This window comes from candidate division KSB1 bacterium (assembly GCA_034506395.1).
GTDB lineage: Bacteria > Zhuqueibacterota > Zhuqueibacteria > Thermofontimicrobiales > Thermofontimicrobiaceae > Thermofontimicrobium.
This window is the reverse complement of record JAPDPQ010000046.1, coordinates 23,729-30,035: the sequence shown is the minus strand read 5'-3', so window position 1 is coordinate 30,035 and position 6,307 is coordinate 23,729. Positions and strand designations below refer to the sequence as shown.

At 47.2% G+C, this 6,307-nt stretch carries 5 protein-coding genes; all 5 read right to left on the bottom strand.

Annotation, left to right across the window (positions count from 1 at the left end; translation table 11 throughout):
- Positions 1-1,469 (bottom strand): DUF3160 domain-containing protein (locus ONB37_18870; GenBank protein MDZ7402225.1); only part of this gene is annotated, 1,469 nt, incomplete at its 3' end.
- 565 nt (positions 1,470-2,034) lie between these two features.
- Positions 2,035-3,126, bottom strand: a complete 1,092-nt coding sequence (locus ONB37_18865; GenBank protein MDZ7402224.1) for a hypothetical protein — start codon at positions 3,124-3,126, stop codon at positions 2,035-2,037.
- A complete protein-coding gene (locus tag ONB37_18860) occupies positions 3,110-4,087 on the bottom strand; it encodes a hypothetical protein (protein MDZ7402223.1) in 978 nt (325 codons plus the stop codon). The genes ONB37_18865 and ONB37_18860 overlap by 17 nt, the downstream gene beginning before the upstream one ends.
- A gap of 368 nt (positions 4,088-4,455) precedes the next feature.
- Complete coding sequence (locus ONB37_18855; GenBank protein ID MDZ7402222.1) at positions 4,456-4,707, bottom strand: hypothetical protein; 252 nt, start codon at positions 4,705-4,707, stop codon at positions 4,456-4,458.
- Between the two features lie 13 nt (positions 4,708-4,720).
- A complete protein-coding gene (locus tag ONB37_18850) occupies positions 4,721-6,109 on the bottom strand; it encodes a sigma-54 dependent transcriptional regulator (protein ID MDZ7402221.1) in 1,389 nt (462 codons plus the stop codon).
- Between the last annotated feature and the right edge of the window lie 198 nt (positions 6,110-6,307).

Here is a 6,307-nt window from a genome sequence, read left to right as displayed (position 1 = left end):
CAGGAAGCCAGGGCGGTCAACAACTCTTTGTTTGCCCACGCCAGCGTCTGCATAAAAAATGGATAACCAGCGCCTTTCTCGTACAGCAAGGGCATCAGGCAATACAGCCAGTTCCAGTAGAGATTTTGCGCCCAGACGGCGGGCGATAGATTGGCAAATTCGGTTTTGAAGCCATTGATCTGCTGGGTGTAATTTTGATAAGCCGTCTGTTTATACAGTGAATCGAGAATGGCAAACGCCCGATCTGAGCCCAAAATCGCCATCACATCCAATCCTTTGGGGAAAAGACGATCGGGGACTTCTGGTAGCACCAGATGGGCGAACATGTAAGAATCAGGGATGAACCGCTGCCCCATGAAGCGAAAGCCCTTGTAAGTGGTGAACGTCCCATAGATCCAATTGGGGATTTTCGGCTCGGGCAACTTCTGAGCTTCAACCATAAACGCCGCTAACAAATTTTTATTTGCCAGACTATCGACGGGCAGCGATGAAAAATTCGCCCCATAAATTTGATCGGCAATCAGCTTGTAATCCAGAACCGTGGGATCATCAGTTTTGCCGACAAAGAAAACGGTCGGATTATAAATGAACTGCCATTTTTCCAACAGGGGCTGGCTATCGAACTGAAGTCGGTAAAGCATCTGCACCAGCAACAATGCCTGAAGGGTATGGCGATAGGATAGATCGCCGAACAGATTGGGCTCCATGGTAAATATGGTCCAGCCGTACCACATCATGGTTTTGAAATAAGCTTTGAGCGTATCGTTTTTGGTGTAATGGCCTCGGGGCTGGAATTGGCTGTAATCCAATGCCGAAAAATTACCGAAGATGGGCGAGATTTGATAGCCTTCATGCTTGTCAATCAACACCAGCTCCGAATCCACCAGCGCAGCGACGACTGGAGGAACGGTGACTCCTGTTCCATTCAGTAATTTGTGAGCCACAGATAAAAAGGCAAGGTTGCGGCGAGCCGCCTCCTTTGTCTCTGGCTTGAGGGATTGGTTATAAATATTTTCAGTCTCAAGCAGCAGATTTTCGGTCAGCGCATTCAATTCCGCCACAAATTTTTTGACTTCGATCTCCGCCAGAATCCGATCGAACAGGACGTGATAGGTATGCAGCACGGCATCGGTCGTCACAAAGATCGGCGTGCCATTCCAGGTGCAGGCATTATAAACATCGAACAATTGCTTGTACTGACTTTTCTTGACCGTAAAATGATTGGCTCGCAGCAGGGCCGAATCGATGCCATTGAAATTCCAGCTCACCTGGTCGAAATTATTGACATCGCCAAAATCAGGCTTGAAAGTGAAAGCGGGCACCTGGGCCGTGAAATCCACAGGAATGGGATGATAGGTGCCGAATTCGGTGGTGACGTCTTCGGTGATGGTGGCCAGCATCTGGGGATGGATGGCTGATGCTGAAAATTGGATTAGAAAAAAGCCGATAATTGAGATGAGATTTTTCATTGAAAATTCTCCATCATTTCTTCCAACTGATTGAAACAACCCAACGGATATTGTTTTGATTTCCATCCGTTGGATTGTTTCTATCAGTTGAGCATTGTCTTTTTTGGATAAAAGTCATTCTATGCAAATTACAATAGCGCAATTCATATGCCACTCACATCAGAAGTAGTCCATCTCCCAGGTGGACTGCATCTGATGAGCGCCCAATATCGGGCAAAAGTAGGCCATCCCGCAAGTGGACTGCAGTTGCAAAATTCATTGCTAAGATATGAAAATGTATTTTGGCAAGATCATTATCAAAAATTTGATAGGACTATCAAAAATTTGATAGATGACAGATGTAGCCCCTCCCCCAGTTGGCTATTAGCCTCAACTTAAGACTGCAATGTCATTCTGAGCGATCCAGCACCAGGCGGAGAGCGAAGAATCACTTGATCTAATAAAAGAAGATGCATTTATAAAAGAGATTCTTCGTCGCTTCGCTCCTCAGAATGACTAATTTTCCCACTATGTTCGCTTTGGTTGACGCCGATGGCCAGTTGGCGGATGGACTACAGCTAATTTGCTAAAACCGATATTCAAATGAACAGGACAAAATTGTCTTCTGATAATATCTCCCAGGCAGTGGCGATTCATTGTTGTACCAGGAATAGCGGAGGAGCAGGCTCAGTTTGTCGGTCAAATCGGTGGAAAAGTCGGTGATGAAGAAATTGCTGATCTCTCGTTCGGTATCAAGCTCGGTCTGGATGATTTTATTCAGGGCTTCATCATATTTCTTGCGCTGCAAGCCGCCATAAATCCGTAGCAACCATTTTTCATGCAACGGGCAGACCAGCGAGAGCGTTGCCCGATGCTGCCGATAGGAAAAGCCGTAGCTGTTGGACAAATTTCTTGAATACCGATATTGGAAATTGCTCAAAGCTTTTTTCTGGATCGAGCCCTGGATTGAAAAATAGTAATGATCATCCTGCTGGCGAAAATCCAGATAATCGATGTATAGCCCCTGCGATTTGGGCGAGATCGCATTGCGCTGGAAATTGATCAAACGATAGCCTGACTTCACCTGACCAGTCAATATTGGCCCGATCCGTTTTATCAGGGAGAGTGAAAAGTGGTGGGTATTGAAATCGAATCGATGATATTTCAGATAGTTCAAGCCTTCATTCTCGTAGGCGGTCCTAAGTTGGGAAGCCAGTACATTGAAGGTGAGAAATAGCTCTGTGCTTTTGATCAAATAATGCCAATCATAGCCGTTGAAATATTTGAATCGGCCCCATAGCACCGTTCCGAACCGAATTTTGGGCGCTACTTGATAAATGAAAGTGCCGCTGGCATCCTGGGCTATTTTGTGCTCGGCTGCCGTTTGAAAGTAATATTGCAGCCCACCGTGATATTGCAGATGGATGAGGTAAGATTGACTGGTTAATTTGCCCTGGCTCTCCAGGATCAATTTAGTCAGGCCATCGCTTTGCCGATTGATTCGAGCCTCCGCCACATTGCTATCGTAATCCACGCCCCACTGGAGACGATGCTTCCAGTGCCAGTTATCATGGGTATTTTGCGCAACGGAACAACTGGCCTGAATGAAGAAGATAAGCAATGTGACCGTCACTTGGTAAGTGACGGTCACGTGTGAACGTTCAATTTTTCTGTTCATCCCGCCGCTTCTGTTCCGCCGCTTGATAAAATTTTTCTGCAACCGCTCCCAAGCTATCTGCCGTTTGGGTCAATCGGGCTTTCATCTGCTGCAAGTTTCGGAGCTGGCTCTCCAGATCCATTTTTGAGATGCCGCTCACGTCGGTCTTCAGCAAAAGATTATCAACCACATCGAACGAGGCGCTCGATTGCGCCCTCATAGATTTATCGGTTTCGGAAAAGGTGGCATTTTCATTGGTGCCTCGGACCTGGCTCTGAGGCAACATTTTTTCGGGTGGCTGATCCATCAAATAAGTGTCGGCAATCAGCTCATTCATGCGGCTGCGCAGTTTCAATTCCTTCTGAAGCTCGGTCACTCGCTTGTCCACGAGCATTATCTGCTTGCGTGCCTTATCTTCCTGATCCTTTACCAGATCGGCCTTTTGTTTGATGATTTGATAAGAGTCAGATTCCTGGATCTGGATCGGCCTGCTGCTGATCAGGTGTTGAAGCTGATCCTGTTTAATTTTGCTCGCATATTCCTGACGCTCCCGCTGCCAGGTCGCCAGCCGCTCGAGCTGCTCCTGAGAAATTTTTTTGCCCCGTCCCGAATCGATCAACTGCGCCATCTGGGCATCGTACCACGCCACCAATTCCCGCAGCACGGCCTGATACTCCCGATCAGCTTTTTCAATTTTTTGATCAACGGCAAGGATATTCTGATCAAGCTCCTGCGAAGATTTCAGCAATTGCTCCAATCGCCGCCGCTGAAAGATGTTCAAATCTTGCTTCGACTTGAGCTGCTGAATCAGTGCAGCCAGGGAATCGCTCTGGTGGAGGTATCTCGTTTTTTCGATTTGGAGCGATTCGAGTTGCGCCGCAAGCTGTCTTTCATTTTGCTTGGCCAGATCGATGTTTAGTTGCTGTGAATAGAGCAAAGCGCTAATCAGAAACAGAATTCCGATTATGATTAATTTTTTCATTTTGCTTTACCGAATATTTTTTCCAATCCGCCAGATGGCGATTTGCGTCAAACTGCGATTGACATGTCATTCTGAGCGATCTGCCGCCAGGCCTTTGGCGTCAACCTAAGCTCAAAAATATTACAACCGTTAAAACGGTTATTGATAGTAATACGAGTTTATCATTGACGCCCGAATTAATTCGGGCGTCAATGATAAATTAAACAGAGTTGCTGACCGCTTTAGCGGTCTCTGAGAAAAAAATATCTTATGTGGACGCTAATAGGCATTTGGTGGATCTCCCAGAATAATATTCCTCTCTTAGGTTGACGCCTATGTCCGCCAGGCGGAGAGCGAAGAATTCCAAGATTCAACGAGAACAGGTGCGTTTATTGAAAAGATTCTTCGTCGCTGCGCTCCTCAGAATGACAGCGTCTTTTCACGAATTTGCTTGGCTTGATGCCAATCGCCAGTGCACAGAAAACAATGCAACAGATGCTATTTTTCATCTTGTTTTTTCCCAAAAATGATATTGCTTCCATATATTTTTGAAAAATAATCCGTGGCTGTTCTATCATTTGTGGGAACTTTATTTCAAAATCAATTTCTAAAATCGCAAATCCAAAATCGAAATCATCCATTGGGTCGTCTCTGTCAGTTGGAGATGATTCCGTACTTTTCCAATTTATAATACAACAAACTCGTCCCAATCCCCAACAACTTTGCCGCCTGGTTTTTATTCCCCTGTGTTTCATTCATCGCCTTCTCGATCAACTGCTTTTCAACCGCTGCCAGCGTTTCATTGAGCTTGTACCCAAACCGATCCAGTAAATCGCCTGGCAAGCGTTCAGCACCCGTGGCTGGTAGGATCGGCAGATCCGCTGCATCGATCACGGCTTTGTCGCTTAGCACGATGGCCCGCTCAATCACATTTTCCAGCTCTCGAACATTGCCAGGCCAGGGATAATTTATTAATTTTTCCATGGCCGCATCAGTAATCGCCTGAGCAGGCTTCTTCAATTCCGCTGCTAATTGCTTGATAAAGTGCTGAACCAACAGCGGAATATCTTCTTTTCGCTCCCGCAGCGGCGGCAAATAAATGGGAATGATGTGCAGCCGATAGTACAGATCCTCCCTGAATTTCCCCTGCTGCACCAATTCAGACAGATTCTTATTGGTGGCTGCTAAAATTCTGACGTCCACCTGAATCGTCTCCTCGCTGCCCACTCGCTCGAACTCCTTCTCCTGCAATACCCGCAACAGCTTCAATTGCATATTGGGCGAAATATCGCCGATCTCGTCCAGAAAAATACTGCCCTGGTGCGCCAGCTCGAAGCGACCTTTTTTGCGTTTCATGGCACCCGTGAACGCCCCTTTCTCATGGCCGAACAATTCGGATTCCAGCAGATTTTCCACCAGGGCGCCGCAGTTCACTCGGATGAACGGCTTATCCTTTCGGGGACTCAATTTATGAATGGCACGGGCCACCAGTTCCTTCCCCGTACCGCTCTCGCCGTAGATCAGCACCGATGAATCCGTGGCCGCTACCTTTTCAATGGTGCGATAGACCTCCTGCATGGCTCGGGACTTGCCGATGATCTCGCCGTAATTAAATTGCTCCTCGAGTTCATCCCGCAGGTAGATGTTTTCATCGGAGATGCGAGCCAGCTCCTTCCGCTCCTGAATCCGCTCCAGAATGCGCTCGATTTTCAATTTGAACTCGTCATGCGAGAACGGCTTGGTAATGAAATCCACAGCGCCCAACTTCATCGCCTCGACCGCCAGCTCGATCGTGCCATACGCTGTAATGATCAAAACCTCGGTCCCTGGCGCTTTCAATTTGCTCTGCTTCAACACCTCCAGGCCATCCATCCCCTCCATACGATAATCGGTCACGATCAGATCGAACGCCTTTTTCTCGGACAGTGCCAGCCCTGCCTGACCGCTGCTGACGGCATCGCACTCATGCCCCATCTTCCCGATGATCGCCACCATTCCCTCTCGCATGGTGTCGTTGTCTTCGATGACTAGAATCCTTGCCAAAATTTGCTCCTTTTCTATTGTCATTTAGACTTCTGCAGGATTAAAATTGATTGTCATTCCGAACGAAGCGCAGCGGAGTGAGGAATCTCTATTTCTTACTCACTCAGTTGAAAAACCAGATTCCTCACCGCCAACTGGCGGTTCGGAATGACAGCTATCCACATTGTGCAGATGTCTATTTTTTTAATCCATTCGCCA